This is a genomic window from Ruegeria sp. HKCCD7559 (genome assembly GCF_013110575.1).
Taxonomy (GTDB): domain Bacteria; phylum Pseudomonadota; class Alphaproteobacteria; order Rhodobacterales; family Rhodobacteraceae; genus Ruegeria.
Genome location: NZ_WVQU01000007.1, coordinates 139150 through 158803 on the forward strand (window position 1 = coordinate 139150; position 19654 = coordinate 158803).

Sequence of the window (19654 nt, forward strand, 5' to 3'; positions counted from 1 at the left end):
CCCTGTCGGTCAGGGATGGTTCTGCCACAGGGTCGCGCGGGTGACCAGCCAAGAACGCAGCCTAACCGCCAAACAATCCCGAGAAGACGTCAGAGAAACTGTTCAGCAAAGCCATGATCACCAACACCCCCAGCAAGGCAAAAAATGCAAACGCAAAGAACTGGAACAGGATTGCCCCCGTACCTATAACCATTCCGGCGATGGCAGGGCGCCGCTTTTCGTGACGCAGGATGCCAACGGCCGATATGACGGTTGCAAGCCCGCCAAGCATGGCGACTCCGATCCGCAGGAAATCATCCAGGTCGCGGGCGCGGGCAACGGGCTCGGGTTGTTCCATCCCCGCGGCGGCCCTCAGGGTCGACTTGCCGATCTCGGCCGCCAGTTCGCCCAGCGACACACCCGCAGTCTGCTGAGGTGCAAAGGGCCCCGCCCAGAATACGAACAACGCAGCAAACAACGCCAAAGACGCGATGCAGAACCCAGCCCAGCCGAAAACCGGGTTCACTGTGTCAGTGGCCGAAATTCCGGTCATCACGTATCCCTGCTTTGGTTGCGCCAAAGCACTAACATGAAAACCGAGGCAAGATTTGGGCAAAACCCGGTTGGTCAGGCAATCAGCCCTGTTCGGTGCCCTTCAGCACATATTTGCAGTCGCAATACGGGCATTCGACCCAGCCTGTATCCTCGGGGATTTGCAGCCAGACGCGCGGATGGCCCAATGCGCCTTCGCCGCCGTCACAGGCGACACGGGCGGTTTCGACGATCTTGGTTTCCGGCGCTTCGATGGTCACGGCTGGCGATCCTTCTTCGGTTGTCGGCCTCGCGGGCATGTATTAGGTGCGTTTATGAGCGATGAGCAATCCGGGGGCAAGAGCCACATGAGCGATGCGGCAATCAGGATCGAAGGTCTGCGCAAGACCTATCGTGGCGGCAAGGGTCAGCCTGAGAAACACGCGCTGAAAGGCATTGATTTGACTGTTCCCAGGGGCTCGGTTTTCGGGCTGCTGGGCCCGAACGGCGCCGGGAAATCGACCCTGATCAATATTCTGGCCGGGTTGGTGGTGAAGTCCTCGGGCCGTGTGTCGATCTGGGGTTTCGATCAGGATCAGAATCCGCGGCAATCCCGCGCCGCGATTGGTGTGATGCCGCAGGAGCTGAACCTTGACCCGTTTTTCACCCCGCGGGGCGCCTTGGAAGTACAGGCAGGCCTGTACGGCGTTCCGAAATCCGAACGTCACAGCGATGAAATCCTTGAACTGGTCGGCCTCAGCGACAAGGCCGAGGCCTATGCCCGCACGCTGTCGGGCGGGATGCGGCGGCGGCTGCTGCTGGCCAAGGCGCTGGTGCACCACCCGAAAATCCTGGTGCTGGACGAACCCACGGCAGGCGTGGATATCGAACTGCGCCAGATGCTGTGGGCCAATGTGCGCAAGCTGAACCAGCAGGGCATGACCATCATCCTGACCACCCACTATCTGGAAGAAGCGCAGGAGATGTGCGACGAAATCGCCATCATCAACCACGGTGAAAAGATCGCTCAGGACAGTACCGCCAACCTGCTGGGCCGAATGGACAGCCGGACCATGGTCATTGTTCCCGACACCCCGGTGGTCGACCTGCCGGTGACCGAAGGCGTCGAGGCCAGCTTACGTGAAGACGGCAGCCTGATAGTGCAATATCGCAGCGCCCGGACCAGCGCCGAACAGGTTCTGGAATCCGTCCGGGCGGCGGGCATCCGCATCCGCGACGTGCGCACCGAAGAGGCCGATCTCGAGGACGTGTTTCTGGCTCTGACCTCCTCGCGCACCGACGATGCCCCGGCCGACGATCAGGACCAGCCGCGCCGGGGCCTGCACCGGGTCAAGCTTTAAGCCCGGTCGATCCGTGCTTGGTAGCAGTTGTTCCGTGCAGATCTGACGTGAATATAGGCCACGTCCGGGCGGGCAAAAATGTCGCTGACTTTTGCGTTGATCTGATCCTTGGGCGTGATTGCCCCGGTGCCATAAACGATCCGGTCATCTGGTCCATACCCCTTGATCAAATAGTCGGGTGCAGTGGTCAAAATCTCGGGCAGGGCGTCGCCTTCATAGCGCTCGCAAGGCGTTGCGCACAGAAAGATTGGTCCTGTTTCAGCGTATGGATGTGGCTCTAAAAAGGGGCGATGCGCCAATATCAGCATCTCTGCGCCTTCGGGAATGTTCTTCAGGCAGTGGCGACAGGGGTTGCCTGCCCCCGACGAAACGGCGCGCTCGGGCGCGGCGCCATATGCATCAGGCTGGCCTGCCTGAAGAGCGCGGACTTCGTCAGTGGGCAGAGCGGTGATCTTGAACATATCAGGTCTCCTTTTTCTGCAACCATGCGCGCCTGGCCAGGTTCAGGCGACCCGTTTCCTGCGCAAAGGACTCGAAAAAGAACAAAACGTGAATATAATGTGGAATCGCCATGTATGCCGAACTGTCGATCACGTCGAACTTCACCTTCCTCACCGGGGCCTCGCACCCCGAGGAGTACATGGAGCGCGCCGTCACCCTGGGCCTGCCCGCCATCGCCATCGCCGATGACAACTCGGTGGCCGGCATCGTCCGCGCCCATACCCAGGCGCGCGAGATCGCCCGCAAGGTCCGTGAGCGCCGCGCGTGGGACGAGCAGAACACGCCCATCGGCCCGCCCTGCCCCGATCACATCCCGAAACCGCCCTCGTTCCCGGTGCATGCGGTGCCGCGCCTGATCCCGGCGGCGCGGCTGATTTTTACCGATGCCCCGCCCGTCACCGCCCTGCCCATCAACCGGCAGGGTTGGGCCAACCTGTGCCGCCTCCTGTCCACCGGACGGCTGCGCGCGGCCAAGGGCGACTGCATCCTGCACCTGTCCGACCTGCTGGAATTTTCCGACGGTCTGCACCTGCTGCTCTGGCCACAGGCGGGCCGCCCAACCGGCGGCGCGAGCGGATGGCGGACACAGGCGGAACAGCTGACGCGCCGCTTTTCCGGTCGCATGCATCTGCTGATTCACCCCCGGTATGATGGCGCCGATAGCGCATTTTTTCATCTGTTAGAGACTGAATCTCATCATCTTAACCTGCCCACAATCGCCAGCGCCGCGCCGATGATGCATCACGGGTCGCGCCGCAAGCTGGGTGATGTGCTGACCGCGATCCGCCTGCGCCGCAAGGTGGACGATCTGGGCCGCGACGCGCTGGCCAATGGCGAACAGCGCCTGCGCTCGGAACCCGAGATGCTGCGCATTTTCAAGGGCTTTGAGGACGCCGTGGCCCGCGCTTATGCGCTCAGCCAAGAACTCACATTCTCGCTGGACGAGCTGCGCTATGAATACCCCAGCGAGGGCAGCGAGCAGGAAACCCCGACCCAGCGCCTGCATCGGCTGGCGCATGAAGGGTTGAAATGGCGCTATCCCGCCGGGGCGTCCGAGAAAGCCAAAAAGATGCTGGCGCATGAACTGACGCTGATCGGCAAGCTGAAATACGAACCCTACTTCCTGACCGTCCGCGATATCGTCCATTTCGCCCGCTCGCGCGGTATCCTGTGCCAGGGGCGCGGCTCGGCAGCAAACTCTGTCGTCTGTTTCTGTCTTGGCATCACCGAGGTCAGCCCCGAGATGGGCACCATGGTGTTTGAACGTTTCGTCTCCGAGGCACGGGACGAGCCGCCCGACATCGATGTCGATTTCGAACATGAACGCCGCGAAGAGGTGATCCAGCACATCTATGACCGCTATGGCCGCGAACGCGCGGGGCTGTGCGCCACGGTTGTCCACTATCGGGGCAAGCGCGCCATCCGAGAGGTGGGCCGCGCCATGGGCCTGACCGAAGATACGATCTCGGCGCTTTCCTCACAGCTTTGGGGGTTTTTCTCGGCCTCGGGGCTCGAGGCACAACGGATGCGCGAGATCGGCCTCGACCCCCAAGACCGCCGCCTGAAACAGACTCTAATGTTGGTTCATGAGATCGACGGCTTTCCCCGCCACCTCTCTCAGCACGTGGGAGGATTCATCATCACCGAGGGTCGGCTGGATGAGCTTGTCCCCATCGAAAACGCCACGATGGAGGGCCGCACGGTCATCTGCTGGGACAAGGACGATATCGACAGTCTTGGCATCCTCAAGGTCGATGTCCTCAGCCTTGGCATGCTGACCTGCATCCGCAAGGCCTTCGACCTGATCGGCCAGCATCACCAGACCAGCTACACCCTTGCCACCCTGCCGCCCGAGGATCCGGTGGTCTATGACATGCTGTGCAAGGCAGACTCGGTGGGCGTGTTCCAGGTGGAATCACGCGCGCAGATGAACTTCCTTCCCCGGATGCGGCCGCGCAATTTCTATGATCTGGTGATCGAGGTTGCCATCATCCGCCCTGGCCCCATTCAGGGCGACATGGTGCATCCCTATATCCGCCGCCGGAACGGCGAGGAGGAGGTCAGCTTCCCCTCGGACGCACTGGGCGAGGTCTTGGGCAAGACGCTGGGCGTTCCGCTGTTTCAGGAACAGGCGATGCAGATCGCCATTGTGGGTGCGGGGTTCACCCCGGAACAGGCCGACCGGCTGCGACGGTCGCTGGCGACCTTCAAGAAGCATGGCAGTGTCAGCGAATTCCGCACCCTGTTCCTGCGCGGGATGCAGCGCAACGGCTATGACGCCGAATTTGCCGAACGCTGTTTCTCGCAGATCGAGGGGTTCGGCTCCTACGGCTTCCCCGAAAGCCACGCGGCCAGCTTTGCGCTGCTGGTCTATGCCAGCGCCTGGATCAAGTGCCACCACCCGGGGATTTTCGCCTGCGCGCTTCTGAATTCGCAGCCGATGGGCTTCTACGCCCCCGCCCAAATCGTGCGCGATGCGCGCGAGCATGGCGTGCAGGTGCGCCCGGTCTGCATCAATGCCAGCTTCTGGGACAACGTAATGGAGCCTGACGGTCAGGGCGGGCTGGCCCTGCGGCTGGGCTTTCGCCAGATCAAGGGCCTGAGCGAGGAAGACGCCAGCTGGCTGACCGCCGCGCGCGGCAACGGCTACCATCAGGTCGATGATGTCTGGCGTCGTGCGGGGCTGGGCCCGTCGGTGATCGAACGGCTGGCCGAGGCCGATGCCTTTGCCGCCTGCAGCCTGACCCGGCGCGAGGCGCTGTGGCAGGCCAAGGCAATTGCCACAGCCAAGCCTCTGCCCCTGTTTGCGCAGGATCTGGAAGGCGAGGCGCTGGACGAGCCCGCCGCCCATCTGCCCCGGATGTCGCTGGGCGAACAGGTGGTCGAGGATTACGTCGCCACCCGCCTGAGCCTGCGGGCGCATCCCGTGGCCCTGCTGCGGCACCTGCTGACGCCGGGGCAGCGCGACAATACCACCTCTGTCACATAACGCCGGAACCGCCTATCTGCCAAAAAACAGAGGTGAAAACAGGCCACCATGACCAGACCAACCCTTCCGCCGCGCTTTCCCGCGACGCCCGAGCAGATCAACGCACAGGTTCGCGCCTTTTACGCCCGTGTGCGGCAGGACGCGGTACTTGGCCCTGTATTCGCCAACCATGTCACCGACTGGCCCGCGCATGAGGAAAAGATCGCATCCTTCTGGCGCAACGCCATCCTGTTCGAGCGCAGCTATGACGGCAACCCGCAGCGGGTGCATATCGAACGACCGGACGTGAAGCCCGAGATGTTCGCCCATTGGCTGGACCTGTTCGAAGAGGTCGCCACCCAGACCCTGCCCCCGGAAGCCGCCACCCCATGGGTCGTTCTGGCGCGCCGCATCGGTGTTGGGATGAAAGCCGGGGTGCAATCGGCCCGCCAGCCCAAGAACGCGCCACCGATCCTGCGTTGAGCCCACGTCATGGCTGCCTTGCGATGTTAGCGGTAAATTAGGGGCTATGCGGGTCGAGGAAATAGGGTTAGTCAGAGACAAGACAGCCCCTTTTGCGCTGCCCCTTCACATCGACACATCACCCGAGGCCGACCCATGAGCACTCAGAACACCACCCTCCGGGGTCTTGGCTATGCATTCGCGGGCTTTGCGGTCTTCGCCACCCATGACGCGCTGATCAAGGTGCTGGGCGGGACCTACTCGGTGATGCAGATCATCTTTTTTGCCACGCTGTTTTCCTTTGTTCCGATGGCCGTGACGATCTTGACGGACCGGACCACGGGCAACTTCCGGCCGCATCACCCCTGGTTGGTGTTGCTGCGCTCGGGTCTGATGGTCACGGCCATGTCCTGCGCGTTCTATGCCTTTTCGGTCCTGCCCCTGGCCGAGGTCTATTCGTTGCTGTTTTCTTTCCCGCTGATCGTCACGGTCCTGTCGATTCCGATACTGGGCGAAGTCGTCCGGGCCCAGCGCTGGGCTGCGGTTGGCGTGGGTCTGATCGGGGTGCTGATCGTTCTGCGCCCCGGCGCAACGGATATCACGCTCGGCCATCTGGCCGCCCTGATGGCCGCATTCTGCAGCGCCTTTGCATCGGTGCTGGTGCGCAAGATCGGAAACGAGGAACGATCGGCCGTGCTGATCCTCTACCCAATGCTGCTGGCGATCGTGGTCATGAGCCTGGCCCAACCGGCCGTTTATCAGCCGCCGTCCCTGTTGCATCTGGCCATGATGGCGCTGGTCGGCGTGTTTTCCGTGATCGCCCAGCACCTGATCATTCTGGCCTATCGCGCTGCGCCCGCCGGCGTCATCGCGCCCAGCCAGTACAGCCAGATCATCTGGGCCACGATATTCGGCATGATGTTCTTTGGCGAAACGCCCGACATGTGGGTCGCAGTCGGGGCCAGCATCATCATCGCGTCCGGTGTGTTCGTTGTCTGGCGCGAGAGCCGGGCCAATGTGTCGCCGAACAAGCCGGTTCTGCGCGTCCGCTCGCCGCGTTCCGACACCGGCGCCTCTGCGCGGCCTGGGTCGTAGGGCGGCTGCTACTGATCTTTCAGTCTGATCTTCAGGCCGCCGTTTTCGCCTGTTTCCTCGAATTTCCCGGTGGCTCGCACCAAGTCGCTCAGGCGCTTGAAGCCATAGGTTCGCGTATCAAAATCCGGATAGTTCATGCTGAGCTGGCTGCCTACCAAGCCAAGGCCCGCCCATCCGTCCGGTTCCTCGGACTTGAGCACGACATTCCGGATTAACTGGAAAGCATGATTCAGCTCTTTTTTGGGCTGAACTGCATTAACCTTCTCGCCGCCATTCATCTCTTCCTTTTTGATGTTCTCAATTAGAATGAAGCGGTTACAGGCTTTCTTGAAGGCGTTGGGCGTCTTTTCCTCGCCGATCCCGAACACGCTCAACCCTTGTTCGCGGATCCGGCTGGCAAGCCGGGTGAAGTCGCTGTCTGACGACACCAGTACAAACCCACCGAACCGGCCGGAATGCAATATGTCCATGGCATCAATCACAAGGGCGATATCCCCGGCGTTCTTGCCAGTGGTATTGGCGAATTGCTGGTGCGGTACGATGGCGTATTCCGCCAGCTTCTCGGCGCTCCAACCCTGCGGCGTGCCGCCCGAGAAATCTCCGTAGATCCGGCGCAGGCTTGCCTCACCCAGTGTGGCAACTTCTTCGAAAATCTCGGCAACATGCTTTGCCGGTACATTCTCGGCGTCAATCAGAACGGCCAGGCGCTCCGTTGCTTCAGTGATCAATTTAGTCCCTCTATTCAAATATTTATCAATATTCTGAAGATAGGAAACAAGAAGGGCGGGTTAAACCCCGCCCTTGCAATTTCTGGTAGTCAGTAAATCACCACAGACCGGATGCTTTCGCCCTTGTGCATCAGGTCGAAGCCGGTGTTGATATCGTCCAGACCCATGGTGTGGGTGATCATCGGGTCTATCTCGATCTTGCCTTCCATGTACCAGTCGACGATCTTGGGCACGTCCGTGCGCCCGCGCGCGCCGCCGAAGGCGGTGCCGCGCCACGACCGGCCGGTGACCAGCTGGAACGGACGGGTCGAGATCTCGGCCCCCGCGGGTGCGACGCCGATGATGATCGATTCGCCCCAGCCCTTGTGCGCCGATTCCAGCGCCGCGCGCATCACGCCGACATTGCCTGTTGCATCAAAGGTGTAATCCGCGCCGCCCTTGGTCAGGTTGACCAGATAGGGCACCAGATCGCCCTCGACCTCGGACGGGTTGACGAAATCGGTCATGCCGAATTTCTCGGCCATCTCGACCTTGGCCGGGTTCAGGTCGACGCCGACGATCTGATCGGCCCCGGCCAGACGCAGGCCCTGAATCACGTTCAGACCGATCCCGCCCAGACCGAACACGATGGCACGGCTGCCGATTTCCACCTTGGCGGTGTTGATTACCGCGCCAATGCCGGTGGTCACACCACAACCGATGTAGCAGATCTTGTCGAAAGGCGCGTCTTCACGCACTTTGGCCAGCGCAATCTCGGGCAGAACCGTGTGGTTCGAGAAGGTCGAGCAGCCCATGTAGTGCAGGATCGGATCCCCATCCAGCGTCGAAAACCGCGAGGTGCCGTCGGGCATCAGACCCTTGCCCTGGGTTTCCCGGATCGCCTGGCACAGGTTGGTCTTGGGATGCAGACAGTATTCGCACTCACGGCATTCGGGGGTGTAGAGCGGGATCACATGATCGCCCGGCTTCAGGCTGGTCACGCCTGGGCCGACCTCGACCACAACGCCTGCGCCTTCATGGCCCAGAATGGCCGGGAACAGGCCTTCGGGGTCGGCACCCGACAGGGTGAATTCATCCGTATGACAGATACCGGTGGCCTTGATTTCAACCAGAACCTCGCCCGCCTTTGGGCCTTCAAGGTTCACATCCATCACTTCCAAAGGTTTGCCTGCCTGAATGGCGACGGCGGCACGGGTACGCATGGTACTTATCTCCCTGTCACTTTTGCCCCGACCCTGCGTCAAATACAGGGTGGTTTCAACTGTGCTTTCTTGGCAGGTTGGCTAATTATTTGATATTGCAGAAACGACATTGCCAGAATGAGGAACGCCAATGCACCGTTTTTTACCGATCTTTATCTTTCTGGCGGCCTGCGCAGACACAAGCGTCCCGCAGGATGTCGCCGCCACCTCAGAAGACGCACCTGTTGATCTGGCATTTTGCAAGGGCGAGCCCTTTGCCGAATCCGTTGGTCAGCCCGTTTCAACGATTCAGGCTGGTCTTCCCGAACGGTCTCGCGTTTTGGGCCCGGACGACATCGCGACACAGGATTACCGTATCGACAGGCTGAACGTCTATGTGAACGACGCCGGTGTTATTCAGCGTCTGACCTGCGGGTAAGCGTGGACTCGGCAGGTGATTCTGAATTAAGAACAAAATAAGAACATCAATGATGCCTGCCGATGCCCAAACGCCGAATTCTTTCGCTCTGGTTTCCCCGTCTGGGGGCCGAACGGCTGGTCCGCGCCGCGCGGGGCCTGCATGCCGGGCCTTTGGCCGTTGTGGCCGAACAGTCGAACATGCAGATCGTCACGTCATTGAATGCCGAGGCGCAGGCCGCCGGATTGCGCGTGGGTCAGCCGGTCCGCGATGCCCATGCCATGTGCGCCAGCCTGATCACCCGCCCTCGCAACGCCCCGGCCGAGGCTGCGTTTCTGACCGCGCTGCGCCGCTGGGCGGGCAAGTTCAGCCCGTGGGTGGCCGAAGAGGCCCCCGATGGCCTGATCGTTGACCTGTCGGGCTGTGCCCATCTGTTCGGCGGTGAAGAGGCCTTGCTGAGCGTGCTTGAGACCGACTGCGCCGACATGGGCCTGAGCGTGCAGATGGGCATCGCCGACACGCTGGGCGCAGCCTGGGCGTTGGCGCGCTATGCCGGGCAAGAGGCCACGTCCGATCGCAACGGTGATGCCATCAACCAAGAGGCCCGCGCCACCCGCGCCCGGGCAAGCAAGCGGCGGCACTGGACCAGGGGCGGGGCCGCGCCACAGGTGATGGCGCTGGGCGGTGGCGCGCGGATTGCCGCGCCGGGGCAGGCCTATGGCGCGCTCAGCCCCTTGCCCATCGCGGCGCTGCGGCTGGACGATCAGACCGTGGCGCAACTGAACCGCCTGGGCCTGCGCCGGATCGGTGATCTGCTGGGCCAGCCGCGTGCCAGTTTGGCACGGCGGTTCGGCCGCGGGCTGGTGTTGCGTCTGGATCAGGCCATGGGCAGCGCGCCCGAGCCGGTCTCGCCCGCCCGTCCGCCCAATCACTTTGCGGTGCGGATGACTCTGCCCAACCCGATTGGCCTGGTCGAAGACGTGATGGCCGCTGTCGATCGGATTCTGCCAACGCTCTGCACCAAACTGGAAGAGAAGGGGCGCGGGGTCCGCACGCTGCGCCTGGAAGCCCACCGTGCGGATCAGGCCGCTGAAATTATCGAGATCGGCCTGGCCCGTCCGACCTATGATAAAAACCGCATTCGCCCTTTGTTAGAGATGAAAATTGACAAGATCGACGCAGGCTATGGCATCGACTTGCTGCGGCTTGAAGCGATCCAGACAGAACCCATCCACGCCCGCACCATCGCCGGTCATGCCGAAGCGCGCCGCGTGGCCCGCAACCGGCTTGAGGGCAATACAGCCGTGGATGACCTGATTGGGAAACTGGGCGCGCGGGTAGGGCTGGACGCGATCACCCGGCGGCATCCTGCGGCCTCTCATATCCCCGAGAAAACGGCGCAAACGCTGGCGGCGGCCTGGTCGGAACCCGCGCGCGACTGGCCTGCCCCGCCGCGCTCCCGCCCCTTGCAGATGTGGCAGCCCGAACCCGTGATGGCCCCGGAAACCCCGAATGTGCCCCGCACCTTTCGCTGGCGTGGACGAGACTGGCAACTGGCACAGGCCACCGGCCCGGAACGCATCGCGCCGGAATGGTGGCTGGATGATCCCAACTGGCGCAGCGGGGTACGCGATTACTGGGTGGTGGTGACAGAACAAGGGGAGCGCCTGTGGTTGTTCTATGGGCACGGGGGCGCGATGTCCGCAGGCTGGTTCTGTCAGGGGCAGTTTTGTTAGAGTCTATTTCCCACGATAAACCAGCAGATCCGGCAGACAGTCGATCAGACGAATGAACCAGGAAAACGGTGCCGGAAAATCCGTACGGAAACGGCGACGCGCCATCGCCTTGACCACGCGATCCGCCGCATCCTCGGGCGACATCAGCATCGGCATCTTGAAACCGTTCTTTTCGGTCAGTCGGGTCTTGATAAAGCCCGGATTGACGATACGCACCGTCACGCCAGTATCCGCCAGATCGTGTCGCATCGTCTCGGCCAGAGAAATCAGTGCGGCCTTGCTGGCTCCGTACCCGATGGCGGCAGGCAGCCCATGATACCCGGCCAGTGACCCGATCAGAGTAACCTCTCCCTGGCCTGCCCGGACAAAACCCGGAACGGTTTCACCCAGAACCCGCAGCGCACCCAGATAGTTCACATCGCTCATCCTGAGCGACGCCTCGGTGTCCCATTCGGCGGAACGCATGGGGTCATAAGCCCCGGCATTGTAAACCAGCCCATCGACATGCCCCGCCTCGGCAACAGCCGAACGAACAGAGTCTAAATCGGTCACATCGCACCGGATCGCGCGCGCATCCGGCAGTTCAGAACACAGTTCGGACAACCTCTCAAAATTGCGCGCAGACAGGATCAGGGAAGCACCCTGTTGGCCAAGCGCATGCGCCAAAGCGCGACCCAGCCCTTCGCTAGCGCCGATGATCCAAATGGTTTTGCCGTCAAAGCTGCTCATGTGTGGGCCGATTCAGTTGTGTTTCACGATAATACGGCCTTGCGCCCGCTTCGGATCAAAACGGTGGCGCAGGTCACGGAAGCTCAAACCAGACGCCACAAGGTAGTGCATCTGTTAAAAACTTCTAATCGGATTGATCCACTTGTGCCTACCCTGCGTATCTTCTTGTAAACTGTCACATAAAGAGGCTGGAATGTTCGACGAACCCCGGGGTGTACGGAAGAAAATCGCGATTGTAGGTGCAGGCATTTCGGGTCTTTCCGCCGCTTACTATCTTTCAAAAAACAACGACGTGACAGTCTATGAGGCCGAGCCTCGGCTTGGTGGCCATGCCCGCACGGTGATGGCCGGAAAGAACGGGGATCAACCGGTCGATACGGGCTTTATCGTCTTCAACTATGCGACATATCCCTACCTGACCCGGCTGTTTGATGAGCTGGGCGTGCCCGTGATCGAAAGCGAGATGAGCTTTGGCGCGACAATCGACAATGGCCGCATTGAATACGGGTTGAACAATCTGCGCACACTGACCGCTCAAAAGCGCAATCTGGCGCGTCCGGCTTACTATAAGATGATCGCTGATATTCTGCGGTTTGGCAAAGAAGCCCCCGAAGCCGCCAAGGACGATGACACCACGATCGGCGAATTGGTGGACCAGCTGCGGCTGGGTCACTGGTTCCGGCACAATTATCTGATGCCGATGTGCGGTGCCATCTGGTCCACGCCGGTCGAGTTCGTGGATCAGTTCCCCGCACGCTCTTTGGTACAGTTTTTCCGCAATCACGCTTTGCTGGCAAGTGGTCGCGCAAACCAGCATCAATGGTACACGGTCAAAGGCGGCAGCATCGAGTATGTCCGCCGGATCGACGCGGCCCTTCGTGCGCGGGGGGCGGAAATACGTCTGGCTAGCCCTGTTCAGAATGTATCCCGTGACGAGATGGGCGTCACCATCCACAGCCAGGGCGCCGTGGATCAGTTCGATGAAATCATCCTGGCCACCCATTCGGACCAGTCGCTTGCCATTTTAGGTAATGGCGCGACCCCCGCGGAAGCCGCTGCATTGGGCGCAATCCGCTACCAGCCCAATATGGCCATATTGCATTGTGACCCAGGTCAGATGCCAAAGCGGCGCGCCTGTTGGTCAAGCTGGACCTATCGATCGCAAGCCGGAGACGTGGGGGTAACCTACTGGATGAACCGGCTTCAGAACATTCCGGACAGTGACCCGCTGTTTGTAACGCTGAACGCTTCATCAGAAATTCCCGCGGAAAAGATCTATGACCAAGTCGAATTTGCCCATCCGGTCTTCGACAAGGCCGCGCTGAAGGCGCAAGGGCAAATCCGCGAGATGCAGGGACAGAACCGAACCTGGTTTGCCGGTGCTTACAACCGGCACGGATTTCACGAAGACGGGATAGCCAGCGCGATGCATGTCGTTGCTCGAATAAATGGTGCCCCGCAAACCATCGGAGCTGATAATGGCATTCTTGGGAAAGACCCGGCCCTATCTGTTGCCGCAGAATAAGGCGATATGGCGCACAGCGTTTCTTGCACTTTCCTTGCTGATCCCCAATGGGCTGATCGCATCGCCGGTCACGGAAGAACTGAACGGTGCCCAACTGCGCGGAACCGCGACGTTTCGGTATCTGGGTTTGCCGATCTATGACGCCAAACTCTATACGCCCAAAGGTGCGCCGTTCAGTTGGAGCGAAGATATCGCCCTGCAACTGACTTATCGCAAGAACATCAAGAAGAAAGCGTTGGTCAATTCGACGCTTGACGAGATGGACCGCATCGGCCGTTCAGCACCGGTTCGCGACCAACTGAACCGGTGTTTCAAAGCCGTGGCAAAAGGGGACAGCTATCTGGCGGTTTCTGATGGTCCCGACAAGGTCAGTTTCTGGTTGAACGGGCAAAAGACGTGCACCATGGCGCATCCGGGCATCAAGCGCAGTTTCATGTCTGTATTCCTGGGAGACAACACGCGGTCCGCGTCCTTCACGCGCAGGCTACAGGGGCGGTGATGCTCTATCCCCGGGTCAGTCTCTATGCGCTGATGCTCGCTGCGGCGGGTATCCCGCTTTATATCCACTTGCCGCGCTTTGCAGCCGTGAACCTGGGTATTGGCCTTGGGGTCATTGGTACGGTGCTGCTGGTGATCCGTTTGGTGGATCTGGTGCAGGATCCGCTGATCGGTTGGGCAATCGACCGATGGCCCGGCGGCCAGCTTGCATTTGCCGCGATGGCGGCTTTGGGGCTGGCGATCGGGTTTCCCCTGCTTTTCAATCTGCCGCAGGGTGCCAGGGTGCCGGAACTGGTCGCGATCCTGATCTTGCTGTTCTCGGCATACAGCCTGGGAACCATCCTTCTGTATGGTCGCAGCGCAACTCTGGCGAAGCGAACCGATCCGAAAGAGCTGATGACACTGGCCGCCTATCGTGAAGGCGGGCAGTTGACCGGAGTGGTCATCGCAGCCAGCGCTCCGGCCCTGTTGGTTGCTTTCGGGGCACACTCCCAAGGCTACCCCGCATTCGGCGCGTTCCTGGGGCTGCTGTCCGTTCTGACCTTGATACTGACGATCCCGATCTGGCGACGCAAGCCGATCACCGGATCAGGCCTGTCCTTTGCAGGTCTGGGTCAGGCCGGTGGCTTGCGCCTACTTGCGCTGGCTTTGGTCAACAGCCTCCCGGTTGCCATAACCTCCACCCTGTTTCTATTTTTTGTGGAAGACCGGCTGCAACTGCCGGGCAAGGCGGGTCCTTTGTTGATCCTGTTCTTCCTGAGCGCAGGCGCGAGCGTCCCGCTCTGGGCAAAGCTCAGCAACAGAATTGGCCCGAAACAGACTCTGATCATCGCCATGCCGCTCTCGATTGCCGGCTTTATCGGCGCTGCCACACTGAGTGCAGGAAATCTTGCGGGTTTTGCAATGATCTGTCTCGCCTCGGGCGCGGCGCTGGGCGCGGATATGGTCGTATTGCCGGCCATGTTCTCGATCGTCCTTACCCGAGCCGGGCTGAACGCATCAGCCGCGTTTGGCATCTGGTCCTTCGCTGGCAAACTGGGCCTCGCCCTGGCTGCCTTTTTCACTCTGCCGCTGCTGGAACGCAGCGGTTTCACCCCCGGTCAAACCAATTCAGCACAGGCTCTGGATACACTCAATCTTGCATATGCGGTGCTGCCCTGCATCCTGAAAGTCGGAGCGTTCGGGATGGTGTTGACCCTGCCCACCGAGGTCACAAGCAAATGAACGCTTTCAGCATTATCCTTCTGGTCCTTCTGACCGCCGTCTTCATCCGTGCAAGGCTGCTGAGCTTTCGCGCGCAATCGCCGTCCGATTACAGTGGCACCGGGCCAAATTTTTCGCTGAAAAAACACCTGAACGGAGAGATCTTGTCCGAAGGCCTGATCTATGGCCCCAACGGCAAAATGTCGAACAGCTTTGTCGCGCGCATGTCCGGCGAATGGCAAGGCAACTCGGGCACGCTGACCGAGTACTTCACCTATTCCAACGGAAAACAGATGACCCGCAAATGGTACCTGACGCTGGGAACTGGCAACACATTCACGGCAATGGCGGATGACATCGTGGGCGAAGGTCGGGGCATCATCTCGGGGTCCACGGTAAAACTGACCTATCGTATCATTCTGCCAGATGACGCTGGTGGACACACACTGGATGTCACCGATTGGATGTACCTGACAGAAACCGGCGTCATCATGAATCGGTCCGAGATGCGCAAGTTTGGCGTCAAGGTCGCGGAACTGATCGCCACAATGCGTCCAAGCCCCAGATCGAAACCTATGCATCCAAGTGGGTCAAACGGGTATGACGCGACTTTGGAAGGGAAGCCGTTGCAATGATCACCTTTCGCTCTTTCATCGCCTGCATTGCCATCGCAAGCCTTGCACTTCTGGCGGCCTGCTCCAGCAAACCGAAGGTTCCAAAAACGTTTCTGTCGGACCGGCAGTTGAACCTGGAAGAGTTTTTTGAGGGTAAAACAGTGGCCTACGGTCAGTTTCAGGATGTTCTGGGAAATATCCCCCGCAGATTCACGGTTGATATCGACGGAACATGGGACGGCGAAACCCTGACCCTGGTCGAAGACTTCGTCTACGACGATGGCGCGACGGAACAACGCATCTGGACATTGACCAAAACCGGAGAGGATACGTGGACCGGTACGGCGCCTGGCGTGCTGGGCACCGCCAGCGGGATTGAACGCGGGGATACGTTCAACTGGAAATACAAGATCGACCTGCCGATCAAGGACGGGACCATGCGTGTCAAATTCGACGACTGGATGTGGCTGCTGGATGACGACCGCCTGCTGAACCGCGCGTATGTCTCACGCTATGGCGTCCGTCTGGGTGAAGTCATCCTGTTCTTCGAGAAGAAATAGGGCCGTCAGGCCCGGTTTCATCACAAAAGTCAGTAGAAAATAAACTCGTCCACCAATGCTGTCGTCGATCCCTTGACCTCACCGGCCGTGTTTGCCCTTGGCCCGTCCGAGGCTGCGCCCTCGGCGCGTTCGCCGCCCTCGACCTTCAAGCGCGCGCGTTCTATCTGCCCCCAGAGGAAAAACAGACCATCCCGTTTTCCCATGAGGCGCGAAGGAACTGTTGTCCGCAAAACACCTGTTTTCGGTTTTGGCATCTGCTCTCTTACTGCCTCCGGTGTTTTCCACCATTTTCGGAAAACGTAATGGTTTTTCCCGAAAAAGACAATTTTTTATGGACAAAATGAGGTTTTCTACCGTCCGTTGACAGGATGGACTGACAACTCTCGCATGACGGATATTCGCCTTCTTCACCTGCCTCATGGCAAGCCAGCACTATCCCAAACGGATCAACTTCACCCAAAAGGGTTTGCTGCAAACCTCCTTCACTTGGCCTGACTCTCTCTTTTCCAGCCATGCTCAGGCGACGTGCAGCGTTTCGTTTCTGAGCAGAGCAGCCGGGCCTTCGCTGTCACGGCTGGGGGACAATTTGACGGCGCGGATGTCAGACGTGGCCGCATCCATCGCAAAGCCCACTGGCCCCTGCAGAACGCCGTGCTGGCGGGCTTGCCATGCCCCTGTGCCAAGGACCGTGATCCCGGCGCCGTCCACTCAGCCGGAAAATTTCCATGTCTGTTTTGAAACCGGAAATGTCGCAAGCATTTCAGCGCCCAAGCAGGTAGAAAGTAGGCTGCCATCGTGAGGTGCCGCTGTTTGATTCTCAGACCGCGGAGAATTGGGAAGCCGGTGGAATTCCGGCGCTGCCCCCGCAACGGTAAGGAAGGTCAGGTTCGACAATCAACCACTGGGACGAGGATCCCGGGAAGGTGTCGCAACCGGGTGCAAGCCCCTTTCAAGTCCGGAAACCAGCCTTGCAGATATGTCAAACCGCGGGTGGCGGTGGGGGCACGGGTTTCGGACGTGGTCCTCGCGCGCCTCCGGACGGTTCCTCCCTGTCATCTGCCCAAGCAATGCCGCGGGGCGCGGCAGGAGAGCCAGAAGTGAACAATGTCCAAAACCTGTTGGCGCGTCGAATCCCGGGCTATGCTCTGGAACGGGCCTTTTACACCGACCCCGAGATCTTTCAGACCGACCTGGAAACCATCCACTATCGCGAATGGCTCTTTGCCATTCCGGCCTGTGAACTGGTGAAAGCCGGCGACTATGTAACGTACAACGTGGGTGCCTATCGCGTGATCATCGTGCGCGGCGCCGACAACCAGATCCGGGCGTTTCACAACACCTGCCGCCATCGCGGCTCGATCATATGCAAGGCAGCAAAAGGCAACGCGCCGAAGCTGGTTTGCCCGTATCACCAATGGACCTACGAGCTTGACGGCTCTTTGCTGTGGGCCCGCGACATGGGGCCGGAGTTTGATCCCAGACAGCATGGTTTGAAGACGGTTCATTGCCGCGAGCTTGCCGGGTTGGTCTATATCTGTCTGGCGGATGTCGCCCCGGATTTTGACACGTTTGCCAATATCGCGCGCCCGTATCTTGAGCCGCATGATCTTGCGAATGCCAAGGTCGCATTCGAAAGCTCGATCATCGAGAACGGCAACTGGAAACTGGTCTGGGAAAACAATCGCGAGTGCTATCACTGCGGCGGCAACCACCCTGCGCTGTGCCGGACCTTCCCTGATGATCCGGGCGTGACGGGGATCGAAGGCGGTGAAACCCCAGCCTATATGCAAGCCCATTTCGACAGGTGCCAGTCAGCGGGTATGCCATCGCAGTTCTATCTGCACGAGGACGGCCAATTCCGTCTGGCGCGGATGCCGCTGAAAGAAGGCGCCGAGAGCTATACGATGGACGGGAAATCCGCCGTGCGCCGCTGGTTGGGCCGGTCGCCCTTTGCGGATGCGGGATCGCTTTTGAAGTTCCACTATCCGACCACGTGGAACCACTTTCTTGCCGATCACTCGATTGTTTTCCGTGTTACGCCGATCAGCCCGACAGAGACCGAGGTCACGACCAAATGGCTGGTCAACAAGGATGCGGTTGAAGGCGTTGACTACGACGTGAAACGCCTGACCGAAGTCTGGGTCGCCACGAATGACGAAGACCGTCAGGTGGTCGAGGACAACCAGCAGGGCATCAACAGCCCGGCCTATGTGCCCGGCCCGTATTCAGCCATTCAGGAATCCGGCGTACTGCAATTCGTGGATTGGTATTGCAGCACAGTGTCGGCCCGCCTGACCCCTGACTACATGGCGGCGGAGTAAGTCTGATGAAAGATCTGAACACGCTTTCATCAGCCGTTTGGCAGGATGGAGAGATGCTGGAATGTGTCTCGGTCGTGCCCGAGATGCCGAACACCGCCAGCTTTTCGTTCCGGGCCCCCTCTGGGGCGCAGTTCGCCTATCACCCCGGTCAGTTCCTGACGCTCGAGATTCCGGCGCCCGGCCAGCCCGGGGGAGTCGTGTATCGCACCTACACGATCTCATCGTCGCCATCGCGGCCGCGGTCGATCACCATCACCGCCAAAGCGCAACCCGACAGTATCGGCACGCGCTGGATGCTGGACAATCTTCAACCCGGCATGCGGCTCAAGGCCATTGGGCCTGCGGGCCTGTTCACCAACGCACTGAGCGATGCGCGCAAGTTCCTGTTTATCTCGGCTGGCTCAGGCATCACACCGATGATGTCAATGACCACCTGCATGTGGGACGAAGGCCGCGATCTGGACGTTGTCTTCATCAACTGCGCCAAGCGGCCATCCGAGATCATCTTCCGCCAGCGCTTGGAACAGATGGCCAGCCGCACAGATGGTTTGGACCTGAAGTTCGTGGTGGAAGAGCCGGACCGCTACCGCCCATGGACGGGATATCAGGGGCAGTTCAACCAATTGATGCTGGGCCTGATGGCGCCGGATTACCTTGAGCGCGAAGTCTATTGCTGCGGTCCCGAGCCCTTCATGCAAGCGGTGCGCGACGCGCTGGCCGGTCTTGGTTTTGATATGGACAACTATTATCAGGAAAGCTTCGGCGCGCCGGTGGAAACCGAGGCGGATCAGCCCGAGTTGGATGACGTTGTTCTGGACGACGACAGCAGCGCCGAAATCCTGTTCGCGACCTCGGGCGTGACGGCCAAGGTTGCCGAGACCGACACGGTGCTTGCCGCCGCCCGCTCGGTTGGCCTGAACATTCCGTCAGGCTGTACCTTCGGCGTGTGCGGTACCTGCAAGGTCAAGAAAACCGCTGGCGAGGTCCACATGGTCCACAACGGAGGGATCTCGGAAGACGACATCGACGCGGGGTACATTCTGGCCTGCTGCTCGAACCCGATCGGCAAGGTCGAAGTCGAGGTTTAGGCGCTTCGCATCCCGATCAAAGCCGCAGCGTGGCTGACACCCGCTGCGGCTTTCGGCGCGTTTTTCTGCCCGTTGCAGAATCCGGGCCAGATTGGGTCGCCGGATGTCCGGCACTTTCAGAACTTTGTCATCTTCACGCAGAACCAGCTGCCCGTC

General features: G+C 60.3%; 20 protein-coding genes, 1 pseudogene and 1 riboswitch. Of the genes and pseudogenes, 13 read left to right on the forward strand and 8 right to left on the reverse strand.

The genetic code is table 11. The features are described 5' to 3' along the window. Window positions 1–61 precede the first annotated feature (61 nt). Together GS605_RS16935 and GS605_RS16940 are read right to left on the reverse strand one after the other, a co-directional pair. Entirely contained in the window at window positions 62–532 is a 471-nt protein-coding gene (locus GS605_RS16935) for a hypothetical protein (RefSeq protein ID WP_171724733.1), read from the reverse strand. Between the two features lie 82 nt (window positions 533–614). Then, window positions 615–791 carry a zinc-finger domain-containing protein gene (locus GS605_RS16940; RefSeq protein WP_170346779.1) on the reverse strand — a complete coding sequence of 59 codons (177 nt, stop codon included), beginning with the start codon at window positions 789–791 and terminating at the stop codon, window positions 615–617. An 87-nt stretch (window positions 792–878) separates the two neighbouring features. Here GS605_RS16940 and GS605_RS16945 point away from each other — a divergent pair, with 87 nt between their 5' ends. After that, window positions 879–1871, forward strand: coding sequence for an ABC transporter ATP-binding protein (locus GS605_RS16945; protein ID WP_171724784.1), 993 nt, complete (start codon window positions 879–881; stop codon window positions 1869–1871). Here the strand turns inward: GS605_RS16945 and GS605_RS16950 are convergent. Next, window positions 1868–2332 (reverse strand): DUF1203 domain-containing protein, encoded by a 465-nt coding sequence (locus GS605_RS16950; RefSeq protein WP_171724734.1) that lies wholly within the window; start codon window positions 2330–2332, stop codon window positions 1868–1870. The two genes, GS605_RS16945 and GS605_RS16950, sit on opposite strands and share 4 nt — an antisense overlap. 110 nt (window positions 2333–2442) lie before the next feature. Between GS605_RS16950 and GS605_RS16955 the strand changes: the two genes are divergently transcribed. The 3 genes from GS605_RS16955 to GS605_RS16965 all read left to right on the forward strand — a co-directional run bounded on the left by GS605_RS16955 (window position 2443) and on the right by GS605_RS16965 (window position 6897). After that, window positions 2443–5361, forward strand: coding sequence for an error-prone DNA polymerase (locus GS605_RS16955; RefSeq protein WP_171724735.1), 2919 nt, complete (start codon window positions 2443–2445; stop codon window positions 5359–5361). A gap of 48 nt (window positions 5362–5409) precedes the next feature. Then, complete coding sequence (locus GS605_RS16960) at window positions 5410–5823, forward strand: group III truncated hemoglobin (RefSeq protein WP_171724736.1); 414 nt, start codon at window positions 5410–5412, stop codon at window positions 5821–5823. Between the two features lie 135 nt (window positions 5824–5958). Continuing rightward, entirely contained in the window at window positions 5959–6897 is a 939-nt protein-coding gene (locus GS605_RS16965; protein ID WP_171724737.1) for a DMT family transporter, read from the forward strand. Between the two features lie 8 nt (window positions 6898–6905). On the opposite strand, the gene GS605_RS16970 is transcribed toward GS605_RS16965, so the two are convergent. Then, window positions 6906–7622 carry an NYN domain-containing protein gene (locus GS605_RS16970; RefSeq protein ID WP_371807775.1) on the reverse strand — a complete coding sequence of 239 codons (717 nt, stop codon included), beginning with the start codon at window positions 7620–7622 and terminating at the stop codon, window positions 6906–6908. Window positions 7623–7714: 92 nt separating this feature from the next. Beyond that, window positions 7715–8827: an S-(hydroxymethyl)glutathione dehydrogenase/class III alcohol dehydrogenase gene (locus tag GS605_RS16975; RefSeq protein WP_171724739.1), complete on the reverse strand. Its 1113-nt coding sequence runs from the start codon at window positions 8825–8827 to the stop codon at window positions 7715–7717. A gap of 130 nt (window positions 8828–8957) precedes the next feature. Here GS605_RS16975 and GS605_RS16980 point away from each other — a divergent pair, with 130 nt between their 5' ends. Next, window positions 8958–9245 (forward strand): I78 family peptidase inhibitor, encoded by a 288-nt coding sequence (locus GS605_RS16980; protein ID WP_171637451.1) that lies wholly within the window; start codon window positions 8958–8960, stop codon window positions 9243–9245. A gap of 62 nt (window positions 9246–9307) precedes the next feature. Further along, the gene (locus GS605_RS16985) at window positions 9308–10960 is read left to right on the forward strand and encodes a DUF6504 family protein (protein ID WP_171724740.1); all 1653 of its coding nucleotides are present in this window, start codon (window positions 9308–9310) and stop codon (window positions 10958–10960) included. A gap of 3 nt (window positions 10961–10963) precedes the next feature. Here the strand turns inward: GS605_RS16985 and GS605_RS16990 are convergent, their stop codons facing one another. Continuing rightward, the gene (locus GS605_RS16990) at window positions 10964–11689 is read right to left on the reverse strand and encodes an SDR family oxidoreductase (RefSeq protein WP_171724741.1); all 726 of its coding nucleotides are present in this window, start codon (window positions 11687–11689) and stop codon (window positions 10964–10966) included. A gap of 193 nt (window positions 11690–11882) precedes the next feature. On the opposite strand from GS605_RS16990, the gene GS605_RS16995 reads away from it, so the two are divergent. The 5 genes from GS605_RS16995 to GS605_RS17015 are packed head-to-tail and all read left to right on the forward strand — an operon-like array spanning window position 11883 to window position 16089. After that, window positions 11883–13214 (forward strand): NAD(P)/FAD-dependent oxidoreductase, encoded by a 1332-nt coding sequence (locus GS605_RS16995; RefSeq protein WP_171724742.1) that lies wholly within the window; start codon window positions 11883–11885, stop codon window positions 13212–13214. Beyond that, window positions 13168–13713: a hypothetical protein gene (locus GS605_RS17000; protein ID WP_171637459.1), complete on the forward strand. Its 546-nt coding sequence runs from the start codon at window positions 13168–13170 to the stop codon at window positions 13711–13713. Before GS605_RS16995 ends, GS605_RS17000 begins: the two co-directional genes overlap by 47 nt. Continuing rightward, a complete protein-coding gene (locus GS605_RS17005) occupies window positions 13713–14936 on the forward strand; it encodes an MFS transporter (RefSeq protein WP_171724743.1) in 1224 nt (407 codons plus the stop codon). Before GS605_RS17000 ends, GS605_RS17005 begins: the two co-directional genes overlap by 1 nt. Continuing rightward, entirely contained in the window at window positions 14933–15550 is a 618-nt protein-coding gene (locus tag GS605_RS17010; protein ID WP_171724744.1) for a DUF3833 domain-containing protein, read from the forward strand. The genes GS605_RS17005 and GS605_RS17010 overlap by 4 nt, the downstream gene beginning before the upstream one ends. Continuing rightward, the gene (locus tag GS605_RS17015) at window positions 15547–16089 is read left to right on the forward strand and encodes a DUF3833 family protein (protein WP_171724745.1); all 543 of its coding nucleotides are present in this window, start codon (window positions 15547–15549) and stop codon (window positions 16087–16089) included. Before GS605_RS17010 ends, GS605_RS17015 begins: the two co-directional genes overlap by 4 nt. A gap of 29 nt (window positions 16090–16118) precedes the next feature. Here GS605_RS17015 and GS605_RS17020 read toward each other — a convergent pair whose 3' ends face one another. Next, on the reverse strand, window positions 16119–16343 hold the full coding sequence (locus tag GS605_RS17020) for a hypothetical protein (protein WP_152459486.1): 225 nt from the start codon (window positions 16341–16343) through the stop codon (window positions 16119–16121). 301 nt (window positions 16344–16644) lie between these two features. Next, window positions 16645–16797: pseudogene (locus GS605_RS17025) on the reverse strand (IS5/IS1182 family transposase); the annotation flags it as partial. A 73-nt stretch (window positions 16798–16870) separates the two neighbouring features. After that, a riboswitch (cobalamin riboswitch) is annotated at window positions 16871–17075 on the forward strand. Between the two features lie 81 nt (window positions 17076–17156). On the opposite strand from GS605_RS17025, the gene GS605_RS17030 reads away from it, so the two are divergent. Then, window positions 17157–18410 carry an aromatic ring-hydroxylating dioxygenase subunit alpha gene (locus tag GS605_RS17030; protein WP_171724747.1) on the forward strand — a complete coding sequence of 418 codons (1254 nt, stop codon included), beginning with the start codon at window positions 17157–17159 and terminating at the stop codon, window positions 18408–18410. A gap of 5 nt (window positions 18411–18415) precedes the next feature. After that, entirely contained in the window at window positions 18416–19498 is a 1083-nt protein-coding gene (locus tag GS605_RS17035) for a hybrid-cluster NAD(P)-dependent oxidoreductase (protein WP_171724748.1), read from the forward strand. Window positions 19499–19654 lie beyond the last annotated feature (156 nt).